We start from the raw sequence: 21,613 nt of genomic DNA on the forward strand, positions 1-21,613 counted from the left end.
TCATGCAGCTATATTGTTAAACTAAAATTTTAGTTTAATTTTAACCATGCGTAAGTTATTGTTGCTTTTATCGTTACTGATACCTGCGTACTGTATGGGCCAGGTAAAAATTACCGGCAAAGTAATCAACATGACCGATACCAAGCCCGTGCCCAATGCCAGTGTGTTTTTAAACAATGCCCAGGTAGGCAACAAAACGGCTGATGACGGTACTTTCACCCTCAGCAACGTAAAGCCCGGCAAGTATGATTTCATTATATCCATAGTTGGTTATGAAACCTACACTTATAGTTTGCAGGCGGGCAGTGCCAATATCAACCTGGGGACCATCAGTATTATCCCCAAAACCTTTCAGCTAAATGAGATTAAGATCAGGCCCGATCCTAACCGTGAAAAATACTATGCTATTTTCAGGCAGCAATTTTTAGGCTATTCGGACAATGCCGCTAAATGTAAAATCCTGAACTCAGATGTGCTTGATTTTGATTATGATGAAGCTACCCGAATCTTAAAAGCTACTTCTCACGATTTTTTGGAGATTGAAAACAAGGCACTGGGTTATAAGATCCGATACAAATTAACCAACTTCAATTACAACCCGGCAAAAGCCATGTTGTATTATGAGGGAATCTCCAACTTCGAAGACCTGAAGGGAACCGAAAAACAAAAGCGTAAATGGCGTAAAGAACGACAATCAGCGTACCTTGGTTCATATATGCATTTCTATCGGTCGGCTATAAAAGATAGTCTCACACAAGAAAACTTTGTTGTGATGCGCCTGATCCGTAAGCCTAATCCTAATTATCACGGTGGCCCCAATAATAAATACCTGCAAAGTCTTGTCAATAAACCCTTAGACAGAGCCGACTTTTTCAAGCTAACAGACCAGGAAGGCTTATTTGCTATAGGATTTACCGATTGCCTGTATGTTATGTATACTAAAAAAGGCCGGGAAGCTTCAGACAATTCTTTCCAGGCGTTTAACATGCCTAACAACGCTACAACTATTATTTCTTTCGATGAGCCATATGCCTTTTTTGATAACAATGGTATTGTAGCTAATCCTCATTCCGTAATCTATGAAGGTGACTGGGGCATAAGCCGCGTTGCCGAAATGTTACCTGTTGATTATGAGCCGGTGGTGGAAAAAAGTAAGTCTGAATCAGAATTTTCAGAATTAAAGGATTTACAGAATATTGTCTGAACTAGAATTAAACGAATTGAGTGAATTATCAGAATGAAAAGGCAATTAAATAAATTCTTAAAATTCAAAAAATTCGAGTTCAGACAAAAATCCGATTAATCCCAAAAATCCACTAAAATCCTAGTTCAGACAGCAAACAAAACCCCGTTCCGAAAAATCGAAACGGGGTTTTAATATTAATACAGTATTGCAAAATTACTTTTGCTCTTCCTGCTCTGGTTTTTTGCTTTCGCCTTTGCGGTCGGTGATTTTGATCTTTTTGGTTTCGGTATCAAAATCAACTACCATCACATCACCTTCGGCTAATTCACCTTTAAGGATCTCTTCGGCAATTGGATCTTCCAGGTATTTCTGGATGGCACGTTTAAGCGGCCTTGCACCAAATTGCGAGTCATAACCTTTATCGGCAATGAAATCTTTTGCAGCATCGGTAAGCTCGATTTTGAAACCTAAGCCATTTACACGGCTAAACAGGTAAGCAAGCTCGATATCGATGATTTTGAAGATTTCTTCTTTACCTAATGAGTTAAATACGATAACGTCATCAATACGGTTCAGGAACTCAGGAGCAAATGCACGTTTCAAGGCATTCTCAATAACACCACGTGAATGGCTTTCGGCCTGTAAAGTTTTAGCATTGGTGCTGAAACCCACGCCCTGACCAAAGTCTTTCAACTGGCGGGCACCGATGTTTGATGTCATGATGATGATAGTATTCCTGAAATCAACCTTGCGGCCTAATGAATCAGTAAGCTGACCTTCGTCCAACACCTGTAACAGGATATTGAATACATCAGGGTGAGCTTTTTCAATCTCATCCAGCAACACTACTGCATATGGTTTACGACGAACTTTTTCAGTCAACTGACCACCTTCTTCGTAACCTACGTAGCCCGGAGGCGCACCCACTAAACGGGATACTGCGAATTTCTCCATGTATTCGCTCATGTCAATCTGGATCAGGGCATCTTCGGTATCGAACATAAAGCGGGCAAGCTCTTTAGCAAGCTCGGTTTTACCAACACCTGTAGGGCCTAAAAAGATGAATGAACCAATAGGTTTTTTAGGATCTTTCAAACCTGCACGAGTACGCTGTATAGCACGGGTTAGCTTTTTGATAGCCTCATCCTGACCAATGATCTTGCTGGCAACAGTATCGCTCATGTGCAACAGCTTCTGACTGTCGGCCTGACCTACACGTTGTACAGGGATGCCGGTCATCATTGATACTACTTCGGCAACGTTATCCTCGGTTACAGTGTAACGTTTTGATTTTGTTTCAGCTTCCCAAACAGCTTTTGCCTGGTCAAGCTCAACTAACAAATTCTTTTCAGTATCACGTAACTGAGCAGCTTCCTCGTATTTCTGGCTGCGAACAACTTTGTTTTTTTCAATCTTGATCTGTTCTATCTTTTGCTCAATATCTAAAATGTTTTGAGGCACGTGGATATTGGTTAAGTGAACGCGTGAACCTGCTTCATCAAGCGCGTCGATAGCCTTGTCCGGTAAAAACCTGTCGGTAATGTAACGCGTGGTTAAGTTAACGCAAGCATTAATTGCTTCAGGAGTATAAGTAACACCGTGGTGTTCTTCATATTTATCCTTAATGCGGTTCAGGATCTCGATAGTTTCAGTCGGCGTAGCCGGCTCAACCATTACCTTTTGGAAACGACGGTCCAAAGCACCATCTTTTTCAATGTACTGGCGGTATTCATCTAAAGTGGTTGCGCCAATACATTGTATCTCTCCCCTCGCCAAAGCTGGTTTAAACATATTTGACGCATCAAGCGAACCTGAAGCACCACCAGCGCCTACTATAGTATGGATCTCGTCAATAAATAAAATTACATCAGGTGATTTTTCCAGTTCGTTCATTACCGCTTTCATACGCTCTTCAAACTGGCCACGGTATTTGGTACCGGCAACCAATGAGGCTAAATCAAGTGTAACTACACGCTTATTGAACAATACACGTGATACTTTGCGCTGAACAATGCGTAATGCAAGGCCTTCGGCAATGGCCGATTTACCTACACCAGGCTCACCTATTAATATAGGGTTGTTCTTTTTACGGCGCGATAGAATTTGTGATACCCTTTCGATCTCTTTTTCACGACCGACAATAGGGTCAAGCTTGCCATCTTCAGCAGCGCGGGTTAAATCGCGGCCAAAGTTATCAAGTACCGGTGTTTTTGATTTAATGTCGGATACTTTTTTAGGCTGACTAAATGACTCTTCTTCTTTAAAGTCATCGTCGCCACCTGTAGGTGACCCCGGCATCTCGTCAGTAACATCGTTTTTATGCGATTCAACTTCGCCTTTAAATACTTCGTAGTTTACATTAAACTGTACAAGTATTTGTGAGGCAATGTTGTCCTCATCGCGAAGGATGGACAGCAGCAGGTGCTCTGTACCAATTACATCGCTTTTAAATATTTTGGCTTCCAGATAAGTTATCTTCAATACCTTCTCGGCCTGTTTTGTTAACGGGATGCTGCCGATATGTACGTTTGTTCCAATAGTTCCCTTTACTGCATCCTCAACGGCGCGGCGAAGTTTTGCGGTATCAACGTTCAATCCCTTCAGCAATTTAATTGCTACACCATCCCCATCGCGGATAAGCCCAAGCAAAAGATGTTCAGTACCTATATAGTCATGCCCAAGACGTAATGCCTCTTCCCTGCTATATTGAATAACATCCTTTACCCTCGGCGAAAATTTAGCTTCCATATATACCTTTCTAATTATTGAACGCCCTAATGTATAAATTATGTTTTTACAAATTACGACGCCTGTTTACTTTCATCAACAATATTGCCAACATTTAATGCTTTGCAGAAACAGACATTGTAATGATACGCAATGTATCAAAGTTTGGCATCAATCAACAGTTTTTATCTGAAAAGCCCGCTAACAAGCATTTTTTTACAATATACGAACGAAACTTACCTGTTTGATATAAATATCCTAAAAAAGTTTAAACAAATTTCAAATATTTAATAACATTTCCACCTTTTAAGGCATTTCGTCATAAACATGACAATTAGGCATTAACCACCGGGTATCGTCATATAACTTATATACGGGAAACCCGCGGTGATGGTTGTGCGCTTCGCTTAAGATTCAATTAAATTTAAATTAACATTATAACTCAAAAAACAACTTAAAATTACTGCCCCCTAATCATTAATCTACAACCTCCGTTTCATCTATTTTAGCCATATTTGAATTTCTATTTATTGATCCAATTATAATGGCAGACGAAAAGATAATTTTTTCAATGGCCGGGGTGAGCAAAGTTTATCCCCCGCAAAAAACAGTATTAAAAAACATATACCTGTCGTTTTTTTACGGCGCTAAAATTGGCGTTATCGGCTTAAATGGCTCCGGTAAATCGTCATTGCTCAAAATTATTGCAGGGATTGATAAAACCAATATAGGCGAAGTGGTGTTTTCGCCTGGATATACCGTTGGCTACCTGAGCCAGGAACCGGAACTTGACCCTGAAAAAACCGTGCGCGAAATAGTTGAGGAAGGGGTTTCTGAAACTACTGCCTTACTAAAGGAGTATGAAGAGATCAACGAAAAATTCGGTCTTCCGGAATATTATGAAGATGCCGATGCCATGGAAAAACTCATGAACCGCCAGGGCGAATTACAGGATAAAATTGATGCGGTAAACGCATGGGAGCTGGATAGCAAACTGGAACGCGCCATGGATGCCCTTCGCTGTCCTGAACCGGATACCAAAATCTCAGTATTATCTGGTGGTGAGCGCCGCCGCGTAGCTTTATGTCGCCTTTTATTAAAGGAGCCGGATGTATTGTTGCTTGATGAGCCTACCAACCACTTAGATGCCGAATCTATTGATTGGCTGGAACAACATTTACAACAATATAAAGGAACAGTTATAGCTGTAACGCACGATAGATATTTCCTTGATAACGTTGCCGGCTGGATCCTGGAACTTGACCGTGGAGAAGGTATCCCATGGAAAGGAAATTATTCCTCATGGTTAGATCAAAAAGCCAAGCGTTTGGCCCAGGAAGAAAAGAGTGAAAGCAAACGTCAGAAAACCCTGGAGCGCGAGCTGGAATGGGTGCGTATGGGCCCGAAAGGCCGCCACGCCAAATCAAAAGCCCGTTTAGGCAATTACGAAAAACTGGCATCTGAGGAAACTAAAGAGCGCGAAGAAAAACTGGAGCTGTTCATTCCGCCGGGCCCGCGTTTGGGTAATGTAGTGATTGAGGCCAATGGCGTAAGCAAATCATACGGCGATAAATTATTGTTCGATAACCTGAGCTTTTCCTTGCCTCCGGCAGGTATAGTTGGTATTATTGGCCCTAACGGCGCCGGTAAAACTACACTGTTCCGCTTAATCACCGGACAGGATCAGCCCGATGCAGGTACCTTCCGTGTAGGTGAAACAGTAGCTTTAGGTTATGTAGACCAGATGCACGACGACCTTGACCCCAACAAATCTGTTTGGGAAAACGTAACGGGCGGCTTGGAAACCATTATGGTAGGTAACCGCCCGCTAAATTCAAGAGCATATGTATCTAAGTTTAACTTTAACGGTGCCGATCAGCAGAAAAAGGTAGGTGTACTATCAGGTGGCGAGCGTAACCGTGTGCACTTATCTATCACCCTCAAAAAAGGGTCGAATGTATTACTGCTGGATGAGCCTACTAACGATATTGACGTAAATACTTTACGTGCATTGGAAGAAGCCCTGGAAAACTTTGGCGGTTGTGCCGTAGTCATCAGTCACGACCGCTGGTTCCTCGACCGTATCTGTACCCACATCCTGGCCTTTGAAGGTAACTCACAGGTTTACTTCTTTGAAGGAAATTATTCTGACTACGAAGAGAACAGGAAGAAACGCCTGGGAGATGTTGCGCCGAAAAGGATTAAGTATAAAAAACTGACTGCGTAAAAACTTCATGTAAAGGTCGCATCTAACACAATTGATGCGGCCTTTGCTTTTATTTCTTAATTGCGGTAGTATAAGATGCTATATGTAATAGAAAAACTTAAATACCTGTTAAATAAATACGAGTTTGAACGGAGGTTAAAACCTTTGGAACAGAATATTTTAAACGCCCTTCCTTTTCAACTACCTGAAGACTATAAATATTACCTCGAAAATTACGGACCGTTTGGGGAGTTTATTGGCGAAAACTTTGTGCGCCTATGGCCAGGCGAAGAACTTGCAGAAGCAAACGATGGTTATGAATTTCCTGAATACAGGCCAGGTATATTAGGTATTGGCACCAACGGTGGAGGCGAATTCTTTGGCATCCAATTTAAAAAAGATGGAACTCATCGTATTATTCTTTCAGATTTTCTTAATGACGAAGAAAAGTACTTTATTGAAATCGGCACATCTTTTTCAGATATGCTTATTCGATTGGATAATGGCAAAGATTGGTTTGAATAAAATAAAATCCAAAATCTGCCGTGTGGGTTTAGCGATAGCGTAACCCGTGGTAAACACGCATAAAGCTTTCAGCTTTATCACTGAAGCTGAAAGCTTAAGCAATGCCCACTCCGGGTTACGCTATCGCTAAACCCGAAGTAGTTTTGAATATAACAAAAAATGCCATCCTGTTAGGATGGCATTTTTTTAGCTATTGAAATAAAATCTTACTTTATCCCGTAATGATCATTCATTAATTTCTCAAACAAACCGCCAGGTAAAATCGACTTTAGCGTAGGCACTATAGTTTGTCCCACCTGCCCAACCAGGTAACGATGTTTAGGGCTTGACGAAGCTACTATCGAAACCAGCTTTTTAGCTAATGATTCAGGACTTGGGGCAATGCTTTCGTCTTTCTCCATAGCGGCAACTGCGGCGTTGTATTCGGTTTCCAGTTTATCGTTCTTGATTGGGAATTTAACCTTAGCGCGGTTCTGGCTAAAGTCTGATTTAAAGTCGCCGGGGTTAAGCAGGGTTACTTTAACACCTGTATTGCGCAGTTCCATCCTTAAACTTTGTGAGTAGCCTTCAATAGCATATTTTGAAGCGCTATACATACCTTGATATGGCAAGCCGAATAAACCGGCCAATGAGCTGATGTTTACAATAAGGCCCTGACCTTTTTCGATCATGCCCGGCAATACTGCCGAACTAACACGGATCACACCAAAAAAGTTAACCTCAAACTGTTGCTTCGCACTTTCAACCGGCATAGCATAAGCCGGGCCAGTTACACCATTGCCGGCATTGTTCACCAATACGTCGATTTTGCCTTCGGTCTTAATAATGGTGTCGATTGCTGCCTTTACCGAAGCATCGTCGGTAACATCAAGTTGAACAGGTTTAAACGACACAGATTTCATGCGGTCGAGGTTACGTGATGACCCGTAAACCGTATGGCCCGCCGCTTGCAGTGCACTGGCACAAGCTAAGCCAATACCAGAAGATGCTCCTGTTACTAATATTACCTTTTTCATTGTTTGTAAGGGTGAGTTTGTTTTATTGTTTATTGGTTTGATGATGCCGTTTTTTGGCAACGTAAAGATGTGAATTTATAATGCAGCAAAGCAAGGGGATAGATTAAAAATAATGCAGGCTACATGAAAAATTCATGATTGTGAAAGCGATATCGTCCGCAAAATAGTAAACACATGGAGAGCGACGGCCTGTCACCCTGAGCTTGTCGAAGGGTCGCGCGCAGAGGCCCTGGATTTAAACACTCAGCAGGACACTCGTTTTAGGAATGTCAGAATTTCTCTACCCTTCCTTTATCCCCTCTTCACCCGGTGCATGGATCTGTTGCAATGATAATGGGATCAGTTTTTTAGTTTTCAGGTAAGTAATGCCTACTATAATCATAGTCATACTCCCCCAAACAATACAGACGGAACAGTGCCCAGCAATTGCGCAGCCGTACCTGATTCAAAAGCACCAATTTCGTTTGATGAACCGATAAACATCTGGTTAACAGCCGATACCCTACCACGCATATGATCGGGCGTTAAAAGCTGCATCAGCGTACCTCGGATAATAACACTGATACTATCAAAAGCTCCTTCAGTAAATATAAATAATAGCGAGAGGTAAAAATTAGTTGATAAACCAAAACATATGATTGACAAACCAAAACCGGTCACCGCAATAAGCAGGTTACGCCACGGCTTGCCCATCGGCGAAAAACGTGTCATCACCAGCATGGTCAATACCGCCCCTAATGACGACATAGCCCTCATGATACCCAGTCCCTCAGCACCTACTTTTAATATCTCATTGGCAAAAACAGGCAGCAAAGCCACCGCACCACCAAAAAATACCGAAAACAGATCGAGGCTCATAGCGCCGATCATCATTTTGTTTCCAAACACAAAATGAATCCCTTCCGAAAGGCTTTTCCAGATACTTTCTTTAGGAACATATTGCGCCGGATATTGACGCAGCATGTACACCAACACCAACGATACCAGTAGCAAAAACAGAATACAGCTAAACGTAGCAGTTATACCGCTTAAACCAGGTATTACCTTATCCGCATAACCGTATATTAAACCACCTGCTGCCGGGCCCAAAATAGATGCAACTTGCCAGCTGCTACTGCTCCAGGTACTGCCATTTGGATACAATTCTTTTGGGATACTGTTAGCGTAAATGGTGAATGTTGCCGGGCCATAAAAGGCACGCGCCACACCATTACAAAATATCATAGCGTACATAATAGGTACAATCCAACCAGTATGAATAATACCGCTCATGCTTTTGAGTGTTACGGTAAACATCACCAGGGATGTCAGTAACACTCCACTAAAGATCAGCAAAAGCATTTTTCGCTTTTCAGATTTATCGGCGATATAGCCGCCGTACAAAGCAATACCAATAGCCGGAATAGCCTCGCACAAGCCAATAAGGCCGAGGGCTATTTTACTATGGGTGATACTGTAAATATAAAAGCCGAGTACTACGGCCTGCATGGAGTATGCAAAGGTGAAACAAAAACGCATGCCTATGTAAGATCTGAAATCTTTATAACGCAATGCTGCAAAGGAGTCTACTTTCCGGGGTTTACTATCGCCTTCTTCGGTCACTATTTATTAATTTTTAGATGTGCCGCAAAGGTAGCTATTTTTTTGAACCATGATTTTTAGGATTAGAAGATTACCATGAATTTTATGCATGGTATCACATCAGGATCATCCTTTAATCCTAAAAATCATGGTTCGGTTCCTTACAATCCGTGCTGATCTATCAAATAAATTAACGCTGCCATACCAGCCGCGCCAAGTTCCAGCTCACGTTTGTTTACGTTTTCAAAAACGTCTTTAGCGGTATGGTGCAAGTCGAAATACCGTTGTGAATCAGGGCGGAAGCCAATTAATATTACTCCCGGTACCGTTTCTTTCATCGGCTCAATATCCGTACCCGCCCCTCCGATAGTTAACTTATCAACATCGTATGGCTCCAGGATTGATTTGAAGTTATCATTCACTTTTTTGATAAAATCTTTTGATACATCGGCAAAGCTGAACCCGCGGGGCGTAAAGCCACCTTCGTCGGTTTCAATAGCAGCAATGTGTTGCTCTTTATTTTGGGCGGCCAGTTCGGCATATTTAGTGCCACCTTTATGACCATTCTCCTCGTTCATGAAAAGCACGGCGCGTACCGAGTTTTTAGGTTTGTATCCAACCGTTTTAAAAATTCTCAATACCTCAACCGACTGCATTACGCCGGTACCGTCGTCATGTGCACCTTCGGCCAAATCCCATGAATCAAGATGCCCGCCAACGGTAATAAATTTATTAGGATTTTCAGAGCCGGTAATTTCTCCTATAACGTTATATGATTTCACATCAGGCAGTAACTCGCAATTTTGCTTAAAGTAAAATTTGGCCGCCGGGAATTTCCTCAACTTAAGCATAGCGCTCAACTTATTGGCTGCTTTTGTAGATATGGCCGCGGCTGGAATCATTTTACTGCCCGGGGCAGCAAGGGTAGCGCCGGTATGCGGATAATCATCGATGATTTCAGTGAGCGAACGTACTATTACACCGGCTGCACCAAGTTTGGCGGCTACGGCCGGCCCCATAAAACGCTGATCGCCTGCTGTACCGTAAGCCATGCCTGTTTCAATAAAACGGGGATCGAACGCGCGGTTAAAGAAAACGATCTTTCCTTTCACCACACTCTCGCCAAGGCCTTCAAGTTCTTTTATGCTTTTAACCTCGATAACATTAGCTGTAATACCTGCTTTAGGCGTTGCTATTGACATACCCAGGGCAACAATCGGTACCGGGATGCGGGTTTTACCATCAATAATAGCGGCCTTCTCTTTTGCTCCGCGCACCCAATGCGGCACCATTACTTCCTGCAGGTAAACTTTATCGAAACCATAACCATCCATCAGTTTTTTACTCCAGTCGACAGCCTTTTGAGCATTGGCAGAGCCGCTGAGGCGCTGACCTATATTTTTGCACAGGTAATGGAGATTTTCATAACACTGGCCGTTAACCAACGCTCTCGTCATACATTTTGCGGATAGTTAATGAGTCCTGTGCCTTAACTTGTGTGCACAACAAGGCAGCAACAGAAAATAATAAAGTAAATTTCTTCATATATAAACAGTAAGATCAGTTTTAACAAATGTACTATTTGAGCAGTAAAGAGCGAAGAGCGGCGGGACTATAATTAAAAGAAGGCATTCAAATCACAAACCGCTAAAAAACCAATAACTTACGAGGAGGGCTGGCCTGTTACCTGAGCCCTGCTGAAGGGTCGCGCGCAGATGCCCTACCCACCATGCTTCGAGAGCATATCCATGACACCTGTTTTACCCGTCATACAAACAAGAAAGCAAAATGATGACGATTAATCCCTTAGGATATCTTATCCCAACTCAACCCTGCGTTCTTTACTTCAAATGCATGATGCAAAATCTGGTTTTCAGGGTGTGCCAGCTGAGGATCTTTTTCAAAAATGGTTTCAACACATTTGCGTACCTTGAAAAGTAACTCCTGATCGGTGGCCAGGTTGGCCAGTTTCAGATCAACTACGCCGCTTTGCTGGGTGCCTTCTATGTTGCCCGGTCCCCGCAACTGCAGGTCTATCTCCGAAATTTCAAAGCCATTGTTGGTCTTCACCATGGTATCCAGACGGATCTTGCCGTCGTGACTCAATTTATGACTGCTCATCAAAATACAATAGGATTGCTCGGCCCCGCGCCCAACCCTCCCCCTCAGCTGGTGCAATTGCGACAGGCCAAAACGCTCGGCATTTTCAATGATCATCACCGAAGCATTCGGTACGTTTACCCCTACTTCTATTACGGTAGTGGCCACCATGATCTGCGCTTCGCCTTTAATAAAACGCTGCATTTCAAAATCTTTCTCGGCAGGCTTCATTTTGCCGTGTACAATACTGAGCCGGTAATCAGGCAGCGGAAACTCGCGTGACATAGTCTCAATGCCATCCTCCAGGTTTTTAAGGTCGAGCTTTTCACTTTCCTGGATCAGCGGGTATACTACATAGATCTGTCTGCCCAATGCTATCTCCCGTTTCATAAAACCAAACATCCGTAAGCGCTGATTTTCATAAAAATGAACCGTTTGGATAGGTTTACGACCAGCCGGCAACTGGTCAATCACTGACACATCCAGGTCACCATATAATGTCATGGCCAATGTACGGGGAATAGGTGTAGCCGTCATTACCAATATATGCGGCGGAACAGCATTTTTTCGCCAAAGTTTAGCCCGTTGCTCAACCCCAAAGCGGTGCTGTTCATCAATTACCACAAAGCCCAGGTTTTTAAACTGTACTTTATCTTCAATAAGGGCATGGGTACCAACCAATATTTTAAGCGTACCTTCTTCAAGCTTTTGATGCAACACTTTACGCTCCTTTTGTTTGCTTGAACCCGTTAATAAAGCGACCTCAATAAAATCATCGCCTACGAGGCTTTTAATGGTTTGATAATGCTGGTTGGCCAAGATCTCGGTAGGCGCCATAATACAGGTTTGAAAACCGTTATCAATAGCTATTAACATGCTCATCAGCGCTACTACGGTTTTACCGCTACCCACATCACCCTGAAGCAGACGATTCATTTGTATGCCCCGTTGAGTATCCTGCCTAATCTCCTTCAATACCCGCTTCTGCGGATCGGTTAAGGTAAAAGGCAGCTTGTGATGATAAAACTCATTAAAATAATGCCCAACTTTATCAAATACATTCCCTTTAAACTTTTGCGTATGAAGAAGTTTATTTTTAAGTAATTTAAGCTGAAGCAGAAACAACTCTTCAAACTTCAAACGGTGTAATGCTTCATTAAGAAGTGTAGCATCAGCCGGGAAATGAATGTTACGATAAGCATCAGCCCGGTTGAGCAGCTTAAACTGATTGGTGATATATAAAGGCAGGTTTTCACGAATGTCCTTAGCATGCAGATCAAGCAATACCGCGGTAAGTTTTTGAATTCCTTTGCTATCCAGCGAAAATTGTTTGAGCTTTTCTGTTGAGTTGTAAACAGGTTGTAAGGATAGGTTACCCTGTTTTTGAGCGCCCGGCATATACAACTCCATTTCGGGATGCGCCATCTGTGGCATCATGTTAAAAAAGCCGGGCTTTCCGAACAATACATAAACCTTGCCGGGAATAATGGTTTTCTCTATCCAGTTAATGCCCTTAAACCATACCAGCTCAATAATACCAGTATCATCTTTGGCTTTTACCACCAGGCGGCGGCTTTGCTTTTCGCCAACAACTTCTTTATTGATAATACGCGCCAGCACCTGTACATAAGGCAGTTCTTCACGTATCTCCCTTACCTTATAAAAGCGGGTACGGTCAATATACCTGAACGGGAAATGGCGCAGCAAATCCTCAAAGGTGTGCAGTTCAAGTTCCTTTTTCAAAACCTCGGCCCTCGACTGGCCTACACCTTTTAAATATACAAGTGGCGTTTGAAAAGGGTTCATTGATTAACTGTTTTAACCTTTCTTTATAGCGGTAGAGTAAATGTAGTTTATGTGGTTTTCTTAAATTAACAGATGGCTATAATAACTATCGACTAATCTATAAATATAACGAGACAATCGCTGGTTGGGACAGGATACAAGGTAAATGAGCGTTCTTAAAACGCTGCTTATTGGATTTCATATGCAAACCTAATCTCTAACCGCCAATCTTTAATTTTGGGCGTTCCTTCGGCCGGGCTATCCGCTCATACGCCCGCAAGCCTTAGGCTCGGGCCGGTATCCGCTACTATCCCTAACGCATTTGTCTGAATCAGTATTTACAAAATTTAAGGATTTATAGAATGCTAAATAAATCCTTAAATCTGCTTAATTCCGGCTCAGACAAAATCCGAAATCGAAAATCCGAATTTCGAAATCAAAATATTATTTAACCGCAATAACCGAGATCTCAACGTTTACCCCTTTTGGTAAAGCGGATACCTGGATAGTTTCGCGGGCCGGAAAATCGGCAGTAAAATAGGTTCCGTAAACTTCGTTAACCTGTACAAAATTCTGCAGATCGGTTAAGAAGATACTGGTTTTTACTATGCTATTGAAACCTAAGCCAGCTTCGGTTAAAATAGCTTTGATGTTTTCCATTACCTGTGTAGCCTCTGCTTTGATGTCGCTGCTAATGAGTTCGCCACTTAGCGGATCAATAGGGATCTGGCCCGAAACAAATAAAAAACCACCGGCTAAAGTAGCCTGGCTATATGGCCCTATAGGGGCAGGTGCATTGTTGGTATTGATGATTGTTTTCATTTTTTAAGTATAAATACCTGTACCAGTTTCCAGATAATCCCGGCCAGGAACATGATTACAGCCAATGCATTTATAAAATGCATTACCCGCAAGTTAAAATTGTCGGGCCTGTTTGGATCTTTTTTCCTGAAGAAATACATTACACAAACTTACGCAAAATTTTGCCGCTGTAAACCCATACCTATTATATTAAGGTACAACAATCAAATACAAAACCTTATAAAACAAAGAAGGCTCCGGGTTATCCGGAGCCTTCGCAAATAATATTTAATCAGATATTATTTCTTTTTGAATTGAACACGACGGTTAAGTACGCGACCTTCTTCAGTTGAGTTGTCAGCAATTGGGTTAGTTTCACCGTAACCTTTTACTTTCACTTTCTTAGCATCAACACCAGAGTTAACTAAGTAAGTTTTTACTGAGTTAGCGCGGTCTTTAGATAATGATAAGTTGTGAGCAGCAGTACCTTCAGATGAAGCGAAACCATCAACTTCAACGGCTGAACCAGATGAACGCAAGTCAGCTGAAGTAGCATCTAACACTGGGTAAGATGAAGTACGTAATACTGAGCTATCAAATTCAAACTGGATGTTTGAGTAAGCAGCAGCTGGAGTTGGAGCAACAGTATCTTTAGGGAATACGATAACGCAACCAGAACCATCAACTACGCTACCTGCAGCAGTACCTGGGCATTTGTCAAACTGATCAGCAACACCGTCACCGTCAGAATCTTTTTTCAGGTCGTTAACAGCAGTTTCAACGTTAGCAACACGGCCTTTTAAAGCTTCTACTTCCTGACGTAAAGCTGCATCATACAGCTCGTCATACATCATAGCAACCGGGTTAACCCACTCTAATACTGGTTTCGATTTTGAACCTAAAGTAAATTCTAAACCAGCGTAACCGTATGAGTAGTGGTCTTTAGTAGGATAAGCCCTGTTGAAACCGTCAAGGTTATCACCATCAACATAGTTTTGAGTATAACCCAAATCTAAGGCAACAGCGTCACTTAACCTGAATTTAACACCTGCACCAACAGGGATAACCAATTCTTTTACGTAATGAGTACCGCTTGCACCATCGTTTTTGAAATGACCGGTTACCTGGGTTCCATTGTTAATCCTTGTAATAGTTGGATCATACATCGCTAAACCGAAACCACCTTTGAAATAGAAGTTAACAGCATTTTTACGACGGATGAAATCGATAGTAGCAACGTTAACAACCGCGCTTAAACTTCCTTGCCAGAATTTGGTATCATAGCTAACATAACCATTACGGTAAGTACCGCCGGTACCATCATTTTCGCCTTTAATTTTACCGCCGTTCAGGTCTAATTGTAAAGCAAAAGAATGTGCTAATTGCTCTTTCAATGAAATACCATAACCAAGGCTAAGTTTTTTCTTTTGGAAATCGCTTGAACCACCGGTTGCTAATGATTGTGAGGTAACACCACCATTTACACCAATGCTAAATTTCCTGTACTGGCCTAAACCACCAAATACCTTAGCGGTTGAGGTTTCAGATGACGTTGTAGTTGCCATTGTTTTGGTTGAATCGGTTTGCGCATTCGCCAAACCTGCAACCATCAAAGAAGCAAAAGACAATGCGACTGTTTTCTTTAATGTAGAATAATTCATAGTTTTTAAGATTAAACGATTTTAATTGTGATTTTTTTCAAATTTAGTAATTATGTTTGAATCCATGACCAAACATTGTTCCAAAAATTGTAATAGTTACACAAATAACTAAAAAAAATGATTTAATAAAATATTCAACCGATAAATATGAAATATCTGCCGATAAAAAATAGCTTATTTACAAATAATAGAAAAAATTTCGTTTCGAGAACAAAACCCAATTCAATCGCTATTTTTCATGCCAATGACGAGTTCCCGCGCAGTGGTGATCAGGCATTTATGTTTAAACAAAACCCGGATTTTTTTACCTAACGGGCATTGATCAGGAACAAAGCATCCTGGTTTTGTACCCCGATTGTCCTAATAAAGCATACAGAGAAGTACTTTTTTAAGACAAACTAACGAGCATATAGCTATTTGGGAAGGCCACAAATACACTAAAGAGGAAGCACGCGAAGCATCGGGCATTGAAAGTATTTTTTGGCTGAATGAATATGATACCATACTCCATGGCATTATTAACTATAGCGAAAATATTTACATCAATACTAATGAAAATGACCGGTACGCTCATACTGTTCCATATCGCGATTACCGCATGTATGAAGCTCTTAAATTAAAGTACCCGCTTCATAATTACACCCGTTCGGCGCCAATTTTACGCGATCTTAGGGTAATAAAATCAGATATTGAAATACAGCTCACACAAAAAGCCTGTGACATTACGCGTGATGCTTTTGTACGTGTTTTAAAATATACCAAACCCGGTGTAACCGAGTATGAAATTGAAGCTGAGATCATTCATGAATTCATCAGGCAGCGTGCTACGGGCCATGCTTACAATCCAATTATTGCTTCGGGCGCCAACGCTATTGTGCTGCACTACAATGATAATAACCAGGTATGTAACAAGGGCGATGTAATACTGCTTGATTTCGGCGCCGAATATGGCAATTATAATGCTGATATGACCCGGTCAATACCTGTTAGCGGCCGTTTCACTGAGCGGCAGCGCCAGGTTTATAATGCCGTTTTAAAAGTGATGCGGGAAGCTACAAAACTCATTGTAGCAGGCACAGTATGGAATGAATACCAGGAGGAAGTTGGTAAAATCATGACGGGAGAGCTTATTGGCCTGGGCTTGCTTGACAGACATGATGTTGAAAAACAGGATAAAAACGCCCCTCTGTATAAAAAATACTTCATGCATGGCACCTCGCACCATCTGGGCCTGGATGTTCATGACTATGCCAGCAGGTATAAACCTTTCGAGGCAGGGAATATACTAACCTGCGAACCAGGCATTTACATTTCCGCTGAGGGGTTGGGTATCCGCCTCGAAAACAATATCCTCATCACCGGCACCGGTAATATAGATTTAATGGGCAGCATCCCGGTTGAAGCAGAACACATTGAAGAAATTATGAACAGCTAAAACATACATTAAATTTATATAAACAAAAAAGCTCAATCTGTATTTTCTTTACATTAAGCTATCAAATAACTATACATAAGTATCCACAAAACTATACAGGTTAAAATTTCCGGCCTCCAAAGCTTTAGCTATATCAAGCTGAAGCTTTTTTTATCGATTCCAGTCATCATTTTTTGCTGAATAAGTTTGTATACTTTTTCGGTCAACAGCAATTTACGCCTGTTATTTTGCTTTAAATTGGCGTTTTGTATAAAGGCGGCTATATCCACGAGCCCCTGGTTTTGGGAGGCTATAGTTTTAAAAATGGGCGGCTGCTCGTTAACGCTGTGTGCAATGATCTTTTTTAAATTATTGGCAAACACATCGGCCCCCTCCCGATCTGCTTTATTGATAATAAAAGCATCAGCAATTTCCATCAAGCCCGATTTAATATGCTGAATCTCGTCTCCTGCCTCAGGCACCAATACAACCAGCGTAATATCGGCAAGCCCAGTAATTTCAATTTCAGATTGCCCTACGCCTACTGTTTCAATCAACACGAAATCAAACCCTGCAGCCCTTAGCACATCGGCCATCTCAATAGTTTTTGCTGACAAGCCTCCTAAAGAGCCCCGTGTGGCTAATGATCGGATAAAAACATCGGGATGAGTAAAATGAGAAGCCATCCTAATCCTGTCGCCAAGCAGGGAGCCAAAATTAAACGGCGATGTAGGGTCAATAGCCAGCACAGCCACTTTTTTCCCTCTCTTAAAAGTAAATCAATAACACCGTTTACCAGCGTACTCTTGCCGGCTCCGGGTGGGCCGGTAATGCCGATAACCGGGCAGCTTTTATCAAACTTAAGGCTTTTAAGCAATGCGCCGCTGCCATTAAGATCATTCTCAACGATCGTTAAAGCACGCGCAATTACACGAAAATTTAATTGACCAACGATATTTTGATGCAAATTCAAAGCAAATGATAATAAAGTCCAAATCTATTCATTATGTAACAAACACCTTATACCAATATTAAAACTTCGCTACGGGGAATTGGCTTATTTATTATATATCATGCGTATTATACCACTAACATAAATAACTAATATTTAAGCAAAAGACGAATAAGTAAAACTATAAATTGTTAATCAGATAAATAAGATATCTATAAACTACTATCTATAAAAGATGCGGATTAATATAACAACGATATAAAATTACATTAACCCTGTAACAGATTTAATCTTATCATTGCAAATTAATGTGTAGCATTTTTTTAATCCTGCCCGTACAATTCTTTAAGACAATGGCCGATATTAATTATATAAAAACACCACACATCTTAATAAGCAGGGTTGACGCTATTGGCGATGTTGTACTTACTTTACCTGTAGCAGCATACATTAAGCAATTATTTCCAAATGCTATGGTATCTTTTTTAGGCCGTACCTATACGCAGCCAGTAATCAATACCATATCTTCAATAGACTCATTTATTAATTACGATGAATTAAAAAAGCTCTCCGAAGCACAACAGATTGAATATCTGCAGAAACAAAACGTAGATGCAATAATTCATGTGTTGCCTAATAAACATATTGCCAGGATAGCAAGACAATCGGGTATTAAGCTCCGGATAGGAACAACCAACAGGGTTTTTCATTGGTACACCTGCAACAGGCTGGTAAAATTAAGCCGCAAAAAGTCCGACCTGCATGAGGCACAGCTTAATCTGGTGTTGTTAAAACCATTGGGGCTTAAGTATGTACCGTCCTTAATAGAAATTATATCCAATAATAACTTTCACAGCAAAATTGAGCTTACGCCGGCTTTAAGTTCTGTACTTGTAAATGATAAGTTTAACCTGATCATCCATCCAAAATCACACGGCAGCGGTATGGAATGGGGCCTGGATAATTTTGCCGAATTGATACACCTCCTTTCACCCGAAAAATTCAACATCATTGTAACTGGCTCCGAAAACGAAAAGGCCTTGCTTGCAAACTGGCTGAAAACACTCCCTTCAACAGTACAAGATATGACCGGAAAGATGTCGTTAAGTGAGTTAATTGCATTTATAAGTAAAACTGGCGGGCTTATTGCTTCAGGTACAGGCCCGCTGCATTTGGCTGCTCTAACCGGGATCAATACCCTTGGATTATTCCCCTCATTAAGGCCTATACACCCTGGCCGATGGGCACCTGTTGGCAAAAAAGCGAGCTATATTGAAAGCGGAACAAACAATTTAGAAACAATTACGCCGTTTATGGTGTCAGAGAAAGTTAAAACATGGATATGAATAAACCTCGTGTATTGGTAACGTTTGATTCGATGCAATATCCCAATACAGGCTTATTTTATTTTGGAAGAAGCTTGGGAAAGGCACTGATAAAAGAAAATAAAAATTTTGATTTGAGTTATTTTTTATATGACGCCACATCTGACTTTGATAACGATGAAGTGAAGCGGCATTTCCGCCAAAAATATCATAAGTTTTTTTTCATAAACAGAGACAGTATAAAACTTTTCCATTTTACCGATCAATTTTCAAGGTTAAAACCCAAAAAAGTACATAGCAAGTACAAGAAGATCATGACTATACATGATATTAACCAGATTCACGAAAATATTGGCAAAAAAACTAAATCATTACCTTAAAAAGTTAGGCGAGCGTATTAATAAATGCCACCGTATAGTAACCATTTCTAAGTTTGCTGCAAGAGATGTTGTTACTTATTTTCCTGAAGTAGCTGATAAATTAACGGTAATTTACAACGGTGCCGACAAACTTGAATCACCGCACGGCCACCTCCCCGCATATCATACTAAAGGAAAATTCCTGTTTACTATAGGTATCGTATCTGCCAAGAAAAACTTTCATGTTTTACCTGCATTATTAGCCAATAACAACTTTGAACTCATTATAGCCGGGATAAAAACCCCGTATGAAGACGAAGTTATGGCAGAAGCAAAAAAATATGGAGTGGAAAGCAGAGTAAAAATAATTGGAACAATATCAGATAATGACAAAGCATGGTATTACAAACATTGTGAGGCCTTTGTTTTCCCTTCAATAGCCGAGGGCTTTGGCTTGCCTGTAATAGAGGCGATGCACCACGGCAAACCTGTTTTTACTTCAACGCATACTTCGTTACCCGAAATTGCAGGAGATTGCGCTTACTTTTTCCCGAGTTTTGATGGCAGCGAGATGCAAAAAGCATTTAATGAGGGTATGCAGCATTTTCGCCAACATAACCCGTCAGAAAAAATCAAGGCCCATGCGCAAAAATTCAATTGGGATGAAACAGCAAGGCAATATCTGCAGCTTTATTGCGAGATGCTTGACGAAGAATGACCGGCTACATAGTCAACAGCCGCATCAAATTTCTCTAACACTTTTACCCAGGTATAATTTTCGGCTACATATGATTTGGCTTTTTCGCTCAGATCCGCAACATTTGTATTATTACTAAAAGCTGTTTGGATAGCCGCTATAAAAGTTTCCTGGTTGTTATATAAGAAACCGGCTCCACTTTTATTAATATGATCTTTGATAACCTCGCATTTTTCATTGGCTATAACAGGAATACCATAAGCCATGCTTTCGAGCGTTACTAATGATAAGCTTTCAAATATTGAGGGAATTACCAACGCCCTGGAATTTTTGAGCAGGTTAAATTTAATATATTCATCAACAAAGCCAGTGTAAATGATTGACGGATGTTCTGTAACCGGCATAAATGCCCTGCCTACAAATACAAGCTTAATATCATTATCCGTACTGGCCTTAAACTTTATAAAGTTGCTGATAAGTTCATCACAGGCCTTAGCAACCTCTATACGCCCGATATAAATAATATAATTGCCGGCCTGTTGTAGCAGAGCATTGGCGCCCGGACTGGGTTGAAGTGCCGGCACATCAATTCCAACCCCAACAACGTCTGAATAGATATCCTCGTTACCAAAAACTTTGTTAACAAAGCGTCTTTCGCTTTCGGTATTATAAAGAATGGCCTTAGGCTGTTTAAAAAAGCTTCTAAAAAATTCGAGATATATAGGTGGCTCGTCGTGAGCAGTAGGTATCAGTATAGATTTATGAGAGGCCACTGAAATCCCTATAGCGGTGGGATAATACAAATAGGTAAAAAAGATAAGGACATCATAATTTTCCTGATTGGTTTTCAAAAACGTGATGAGCTCGGGCACATAAGGCCCCTGTTCCTTTATCCACGCTAACTCGTTTTCGGCCCGGGGTTTAACCCCGGTCAATTTTTCAAAGTTTTTCAGCTGCCCGAAATAGCCAAGCAACCTATGATATCTTCTTTGCTTTTTCTTCCGTAACCTGCGGCCTGCAAGCTTAAATTTTTTCAAGTCCCTTGGGTGTTCAACACCGAAACGTATCACCTTAACGCCATTTATAAATTCGGTGCCGATAGCGTATTCGTTTGCCCATGACATATAATCTTTAGCACAGGTAGTAAGCACCTCAACAGTAAAACGGTTGTTTAGTTTTTCAGCAACTAAACGGCAATGGTACTCGGCACCACCATTAACCTCGATGCCATACCGCTGAACAATAAAAGCTATACGTTTCACTAAAATAAATGTGTTT

The 21,613-nt window shown here is 41.2% G+C and carries 17 protein-coding genes and 2 pseudogenes; 9 read left to right on the plus strand and 10 right to left on the minus strand.

Annotated elements, in window-relative coordinates:
* Nucleotides 1–46: 46 nt before the first annotated feature.
* The gene (locus tag ACQ86K_RS25545) at nucleotides 47–1,204 is read left to right on the plus strand and encodes a carboxypeptidase-like regulatory domain-containing protein (RefSeq protein ID WP_431199028.1); all 1,158 of its coding nucleotides are present in this window, start codon (nucleotides 47–49) and stop codon (nucleotides 1,202–1,204) included.
* Nucleotides 1,205–1,399: 195 nt separating this feature from the next.
* Here ACQ86K_RS25545 and ACQ86K_RS25550 read toward each other — a convergent pair whose 3' ends face one another.
* A complete protein-coding gene (locus tag ACQ86K_RS25550) occupies nucleotides 1,400–3,934 on the minus strand; it encodes an ATP-dependent Clp protease ATP-binding subunit (RefSeq protein WP_091165885.1) in 2,535 nt (844 codons plus the stop codon).
* A gap of 523 nt (nucleotides 3,935–4,457) precedes the next feature.
* On the opposite strand from ACQ86K_RS25550, the gene ettA reads away from it, so the two are divergent.
* Entirely contained in the window at nucleotides 4,458–6,140 is a 1,683-nt protein-coding gene (gene ettA, locus ACQ86K_RS25555) for an energy-dependent translational throttle protein EttA (RefSeq protein WP_090528750.1), read from the plus strand.
* Nucleotides 6,141–6,284: 144 nt separating this feature from the next.
* A complete protein-coding gene (locus ACQ86K_RS25560; protein WP_431199029.1) occupies nucleotides 6,285–6,644 on the plus strand; it encodes an SMI1/KNR4 family protein in 360 nt (119 codons plus the stop codon).
* A gap of 206 nt (nucleotides 6,645–6,850) precedes the next feature.
* Here the strand turns inward: ACQ86K_RS25560 and ACQ86K_RS25565 are convergent, their stop codons facing one another.
* The 7 genes from ACQ86K_RS25565 to ACQ86K_RS25595 all read right to left on the minus strand — a co-directional run bounded on the left by ACQ86K_RS25565 (nucleotide 6,851) and on the right by ACQ86K_RS25595 (nucleotide 15,588).
* The gene (locus ACQ86K_RS25565) at nucleotides 6,851–7,660 is read right to left on the minus strand and encodes an SDR family oxidoreductase (protein WP_143020732.1); all 810 of its coding nucleotides are present in this window, start codon (nucleotides 7,658–7,660) and stop codon (nucleotides 6,851–6,853) included.
* A 384-nt stretch (nucleotides 7,661–8,044) separates the two neighbouring features.
* Nucleotides 8,045–9,262 carry an MFS transporter gene (locus tag ACQ86K_RS25570; protein ID WP_431199030.1) on the minus strand — a complete coding sequence of 406 codons (1,218 nt, stop codon included), beginning with the start codon at nucleotides 9,260–9,262 and terminating at the stop codon, nucleotides 8,045–8,047.
* 140 nt (nucleotides 9,263–9,402) lie between these two features.
* Complete coding sequence (locus ACQ86K_RS25575) at nucleotides 9,403–10,698, minus strand: M20/M25/M40 family metallo-hydrolase (RefSeq protein ID WP_431199031.1); 1,296 nt, start codon at nucleotides 10,696–10,698, stop codon at nucleotides 9,403–9,405.
* 349 nt (nucleotides 10,699–11,047) lie between these two features.
* Nucleotides 11,048–13,147: an ATP-dependent DNA helicase RecG gene (recG, locus tag ACQ86K_RS25580; protein WP_091165869.1), complete on the minus strand. Its 2,100-nt coding sequence runs from the start codon at nucleotides 13,145–13,147 to the stop codon at nucleotides 11,048–11,050.
* A 423-nt stretch (nucleotides 13,148–13,570) separates the two neighbouring features.
* Nucleotides 13,571–13,948 carry a RidA family protein gene (locus ACQ86K_RS25585; RefSeq protein ID WP_091165865.1) on the minus strand — a complete coding sequence of 126 codons (378 nt, stop codon included), beginning with the start codon at nucleotides 13,946–13,948 and terminating at the stop codon, nucleotides 13,571–13,573.
* The gene (locus ACQ86K_RS25590; protein ID WP_369596624.1) at nucleotides 13,945–14,088 is read right to left on the minus strand and encodes a DUF6728 family protein; all 144 of its coding nucleotides are present in this window, start codon (nucleotides 14,086–14,088) and stop codon (nucleotides 13,945–13,947) included. Before ACQ86K_RS25590 ends, ACQ86K_RS25585 begins: the two co-directional genes overlap by 4 nt.
* A gap of 138 nt (nucleotides 14,089–14,226) precedes the next feature.
* Complete coding sequence (locus tag ACQ86K_RS25595; RefSeq protein WP_091165862.1) at nucleotides 14,227–15,588, minus strand: OmpA family protein; 1,362 nt, start codon at nucleotides 15,586–15,588, stop codon at nucleotides 14,227–14,229.
* 147 nt (nucleotides 15,589–15,735) lie between these two features.
* Here ACQ86K_RS25595 and ACQ86K_RS25600 point away from each other — a divergent pair, with 147 nt between their 5' ends.
* The 3 genes and pseudogenes from ACQ86K_RS25600 (at nucleotide 15,736) to ACQ86K_RS25610 (ending at nucleotide 17,023) form a co-directional block, all read left to right on the plus strand.
* Entirely contained in the window at nucleotides 15,736–15,900 is a 165-nt protein-coding gene (locus tag ACQ86K_RS25600) for an aminopeptidase P N-terminal domain-containing protein (RefSeq protein ID WP_431199032.1), read from the plus strand.
* Between the two features lie 103 nt (nucleotides 15,901–16,003).
* A pseudogene (locus ACQ86K_RS25605) lies at nucleotides 16,004–16,069 on the plus strand (hypothetical protein); the annotation flags it as partial.
* A gap of 117 nt (nucleotides 16,070–16,186) precedes the next feature.
* Entirely contained in the window at nucleotides 16,187–17,023 is an 837-nt protein-coding gene (locus tag ACQ86K_RS25610; RefSeq protein WP_431199033.1) for a M24 family metallopeptidase, read from the plus strand.
* A gap of 128 nt (nucleotides 17,024–17,151) precedes the next feature.
* On the opposite strand, the pseudogene meaB reads toward ACQ86K_RS25610, so the two are convergent.
* Nucleotides 17,152–17,975: pseudogene (gene meaB / locus ACQ86K_RS25615) on the minus strand (methylmalonyl Co-A mutase-associated GTPase MeaB).
* A gap of 332 nt (nucleotides 17,976–18,307) precedes the next feature.
* Between meaB and ACQ86K_RS25620 the strand changes: the two are divergent.
* From ACQ86K_RS25620 to ACQ86K_RS25630, 3 genes are read left to right on the plus strand one after another with little or no spacing between them, the layout of a single operon-like run.
* Nucleotides 18,308–19,300: a glycosyltransferase family 9 protein gene (locus ACQ86K_RS25620; RefSeq protein WP_256337394.1), complete on the plus strand. Its 993-nt coding sequence runs from the start codon at nucleotides 18,308–18,310 to the stop codon at nucleotides 19,298–19,300.
* Entirely contained in the window at nucleotides 19,297–19,659 is a 363-nt protein-coding gene (locus ACQ86K_RS25625; protein WP_431199034.1) for a hypothetical protein, read from the plus strand. The genes ACQ86K_RS25620 and ACQ86K_RS25625 overlap by 4 nt, the downstream gene beginning before the upstream one ends.
* Nucleotides 19,631–20,356 (plus strand): glycosyltransferase family 4 protein, encoded by a 726-nt coding sequence (locus ACQ86K_RS25630; RefSeq protein ID WP_431199035.1) that lies wholly within the window; start codon nucleotides 19,631–19,633, stop codon nucleotides 20,354–20,356. Before ACQ86K_RS25625 ends, ACQ86K_RS25630 begins: the two co-directional genes overlap by 29 nt.
* On the opposite strand, the gene ACQ86K_RS25635 is transcribed toward ACQ86K_RS25630, so the two are convergent.
* A complete protein-coding gene (locus ACQ86K_RS25635; RefSeq protein ID WP_091165849.1) occupies nucleotides 20,329–21,597 on the minus strand; it encodes a glycosyltransferase family 4 protein in 1,269 nt (422 codons plus the stop codon). The genes ACQ86K_RS25630 and ACQ86K_RS25635 overlap by 28 nt on opposite strands.
* Nucleotides 21,598–21,613 lie beyond the last annotated feature (16 nt).

This window comes from Mucilaginibacter sp. P19, from assembly GCF_050632265.1.
Taxonomy (GTDB): Bacteria; Bacteroidota; Bacteroidia; order Sphingobacteriales; family Sphingobacteriaceae; genus Mucilaginibacter; species Mucilaginibacter gossypii.

Bases quoted from the DNA above. Each gene is read 5' to 3' on its own strand.
- ACQ86K_RS25545 (WP_431199028.1), top strand. From the start codon at position 47: ATGCGTAAGTTATTGTTGCTTTTATCGTTACTGATACCTGCGTACTGT.
- ACQ86K_RS25550 (WP_091165885.1), bottom strand. From the start codon at position 3,934: ATGGAAGCTAAATTTTCGCCGAGGGTAAAGGATGTTATTCAATATAGC.
- ettA (WP_090528750.1), top strand. From the start codon at position 4,458: ATGGCAGACGAAAAGATAATTTTTTCAATGGCCGGGGTGAGCAAAGTT.
- ACQ86K_RS25565 (WP_143020732.1), bottom strand. From the start codon at position 7,660: ATGAAAAAGGTAATATTAGTAACAGGAGCATCTTCTGGTATTGGCTTA.
- ACQ86K_RS25575 (WP_431199031.1), bottom strand. From the start codon at position 10,698: ATGACGAGAGCGTTGGTTAACGGCCAGTGTTATGAAAATCTCCATTAC.
- recG (WP_091165869.1), bottom strand. From the start codon at position 13,147: ATGAACCCTTTTCAAACGCCACTTGTATATTTAAAAGGTGTAGGCCAG.
- ACQ86K_RS25585 (WP_091165865.1), bottom strand. From the start codon at position 13,948: ATGAAAACAATCATCAATACCAACAATGCACCTGCCCCTATAGGGCCA.
- ACQ86K_RS25590 (WP_369596624.1), bottom strand. From the start codon at position 14,088: ATGTATTTCTTCAGGAAAAAAGATCCAAACAGGCCCGACAATTTTAAC.
- ACQ86K_RS25595 (WP_091165862.1), bottom strand. From the start codon at position 15,588: ATGAATTATTCTACATTAAAGAAAACAGTCGCATTGTCTTTTGCTTCT.
- ACQ86K_RS25600 (WP_431199032.1), top strand. From the start codon at position 15,736: ATGAAATATCTGCCGATAAAAAATAGCTTATTTACAAATAATAGAAAA.
- ACQ86K_RS25610 (WP_431199033.1), top strand. From the start codon at position 16,187: ATGTATGAAGCTCTTAAATTAAAGTACCCGCTTCATAATTACACCCGT.
- ACQ86K_RS25620 (WP_256337394.1), top strand. From the start codon at position 18,308: ATGGCCGATATTAATTATATAAAAACACCACACATCTTAATAAGCAGG.
- ACQ86K_RS25625 (WP_431199034.1), top strand. From the start codon at position 19,297: ATGAATAAACCTCGTGTATTGGTAACGTTTGATTCGATGCAATATCCC.